Here is a 3335-nt window from a genome sequence, read left to right as displayed (position 1 = left end):
CAAGCTACCGTTAAAGCTATCAATATTAAAATAGCTGCAATACCCCAAGCAAAAATTTTAGTTACAGTAATAAAACCATCATCAAACTTTCTTTCTGTATTAGTCCGAGACCGACTATCTTTTTGAACTTTAGATTGTGCAACCATAAAATTGTTTACCTCTATTTACCTCAAATAGGTATATACATTTTCAAGGGGTTATTGAGTCAACTTCAGGAACTTTATTAGGTTAATTTTGAATTTATATTATCTCAAAATTAGTGCAATGAACTAAATTTATAATTCAGAATTATATTTTTCCTGAGTGGGTTTAATACCCCACCATCTACACGATGCTAATACAGTTTGTGGAGCAAGTATTCCCATCGACTCCATTTTCAGTCCTACTGTATAAGCGTTAACCTAACTGGTTAATCTGACATCTCCTCTAACTGACTACCTCATTTAATGTCACTATCGTTCAAAAGTGATAGGTGTATAACTCTTACCGAATAATTAATAATTAATAATTAATAATTAAATAATTCTGGTTTAAACCCTCCCCTTTTAAGGGGAAAAAGCGGTTGAGGGATGGCGAGGTCCCCTCGCCATATCCAATCAACCAAGACAGCGGTCGTTTGCGGAGCATTCCGTAGGATGGGATGGATGGGTTTCCTAACCATATCCAATCGACCAAGAGAAAAGAAATAATACTTCCTTATATTCAATTCCGTAACGGTTTTAACCAGAGGTAATTATCAATTATCAATTATCCATTATCCATTAATGAATTGATCGCTTAGGTTTAAAATAAAATCATCAATGTGTGGTTTATCTAAGCATATTTTAGATTACTCACCTAACACCTACCACCTTATTTACCGAATAATTAATAATTAAATAATTCTGGTTTAAACCCTCCCCTTTTAAGGGGAAAAAAGCGGTATAGAGATGGTGAGGGGACCTCGCCATCTCCAATGGAACAAGAGAAGAAATAATATTTCCTTATATTCAATTCCGTAACGGTTTTAACCAGAGGTAATTATCAATTATCCATTATCAATTATTAATTAATGAATTGATGCTACTTGAGAGTCATGTTGTAATCTGGGCTAATTTTATCGGCAGTTTCTAAAACTTTTTGACGTACATTATTAGGAAGAGGAATATAACCTATTTCACCACTAATTTTTTGACCTTCATTTAAGCCAAATTCAATCATTTTTTCCACTCCCTGAGCTTTACCTGCATCATCATATTGACCATAAGCAAGCATCCAAGTGTAAGTCACAATTGGATAAGAATTATCTCCTTCTGGATCAGTAATAAAAGCTCGTAGATTTTCAGGTAATACTACCGCTTCTAAAGTTGCAGTTGCTGATTTAGCAGTAGCTTCTATATAATTACCAGAACTATTTTCCAGGGAAGCCATATTCAGACCAGCACTCTTAGCAAACCCATACTCAACATAACCTATTGCTCCCTCGGTTTGACGGATGCTAGCAGTTACACCATCATTCTTAGCCCCACCAATACCTACTGGCCATTGAACAGTTTTACCTTCCCCTACTTTCTCTTTCCATTCTGGACTAATAGCACTCAAATGCTTCGTGAAAACCCCAGTTGTACCACTACCATCAGAACGATATACAACCGTAATTGTTTGATCTGGCAAAGTTACATCAGGATTAATTGCAGCTATCTTAGGGTCATTCCAGTTAGTAATATTACCCAACAATATGTCTACATAAACTTCCCTAGAAAGCTTCAGACCAGAAACATCTGGCAAATTGTAAGCTAATACAACACAACCAGCAGTCATCGGTAACAAAATTACTCCTCTGCTAACTTGAGCAATTTCCTCATCTGTCATTGCCACATCACTAGCACCGAAATCTACTAATTCTTGAGTAAATCTTTCAATACCAGCTCCGCTACCTACCGACTGATAATCTACCTGTAGGTCAGGGTCACTCTGACTCACCTCTTGAAACCAACGTTGATAGAGAGGTGCTGGAAAAGAAGCTCCTGCTCCAACGAGGTTGACTTGACCACCTCCACCTCCACCTGTACCACCAGTGTCACCGCCACCACCGCAGGCAGCTAAACCAATTGTCAAAGCTACTGCAGACATTTTTGCAGTCATACGAGTTATTCGAGCAAGATTAAGAGGAAATTGCATAATTATTAGCTTTCTATACCTAGACACCAAAAAGAATAAACGAAAGCTTAACCTATTTAGGTTAAGGATAGGTTAATAGTTTTTGATGGGCGATCGTCATTAGACCTCTCGGGAAAAGAGGGAGTAGGCAGTAGGCAGTAGAGGGAAATAATTGATGACACACCCTAAGCTAATTGATTTGATTTTTGATTATTGGAAAAGAGGGAGTAGACAGTAGGGAGAAATAATTGATGATTTATCTACTATAAATTGATTTGATTTTTGATTTTTGGAGATGTCTATGAGACCTCTGGTGAAAAAGATATAGATTTTTTCCAGGAGTAGGCAACAGGGAACAGGGAACAGGCAACGGGTAAGATATTTTTACGCGCAAAGGCATGAAAAAGGATTTTTTAGGGCGATTTTTTCTTTCCTAAACCGATCTAATTAAAAGGTTTATTTCTTTTCCACCAGATGTCTATTGAAAACTGCTATAATATTAAGTTTTTATGGTAGTAGCTCATCAAGCATGAATTAGTCATCAGTTTTTTTCGCTCATCAGACAAATTAAACTTAATTTCTGATATTAAATGCACTCGGGTTCGGTATAAAAAAAATTTCCATCTCAGCGCTATTGCCAAATCTTTCTCGATATTCCCCTTCTGAGAGCAGGACTAATTCTTTGCCTGGGGAGAATATTTACAACCCTATATTTTTTTGAGATCCTGTGCTTCCCACACTCCCCACACTTCCCACCCCCCTCCTTTTTTCTCTGGTGACAATAAATTGACCCTGCCTTCTGAGAGGGGGTCCCTATCTCCCCACCCTCTTTACTTTAGAGAAAATAAACCCTTCTAAATCTTCAAGAAGGGTCGAATAGTTGAAAAATTAGGAATTACTTGCCAAGGTATATTTCAGGTATTAAGTAACAAGTATTTTCAATTTTACCGAAAAATTGGGTTTAAAGCCTCCCCCTAAAAGGGGGACTTTATGTTATGCTCGAAACAGCGCAAAGGTATTCAACCGCTCTAAAAACCTATAGCTACTTAACTGTAGCGTTTGCACCTTAAAAACTGCGGTCAGACCCCGCGTCGCCGTTAGGCGCAAGCGGTCGGACCCCGCGACGACGCCAGTCGCAAGGGAACGCCGACCAAGAGAGGGAATGCTGACCAAGAGAAGAGTTATGGGGTTTTGCA

Annotated in this window: 1 protein-coding gene; it reads right to left on the bottom strand. The window is 38.1% G+C overall.

Going from position 1 to position 3335, the window contains the following annotated elements:
• Window positions 1-1062 precede the first annotated feature (1062 nt).
• Complete coding sequence (gene pstS, locus F6K15_RS37640) at window positions 1063-2160, bottom strand: phosphate ABC transporter substrate-binding protein PstS (RefSeq protein ID WP_293071171.1); 1098 nt, start codon at window positions 2158-2160, stop codon at window positions 1063-1065.
• Window positions 2161-3335: the final 1175 nt, after the last annotated feature.

The organism is Okeania sp. SIO2B3, assembly GCF_010672525.1.
Lineage (GTDB): Bacteria > Cyanobacteriota > Cyanobacteriia > Cyanobacteriales > Microcoleaceae > Okeania.
The sequence above is the reverse complement of the archived record's forward strand: the minus strand, read 5'-3'. Positions and strand labels throughout refer to the sequence as shown.

Coding starts and splice junctions, on each gene's coding strand:
- pstS (WP_293071171.1), bottom strand. CDS start 2,160: ATGCAATTTCCTCTTAATCTTGCTCGAATAACTCGTATGACTGCAAAA.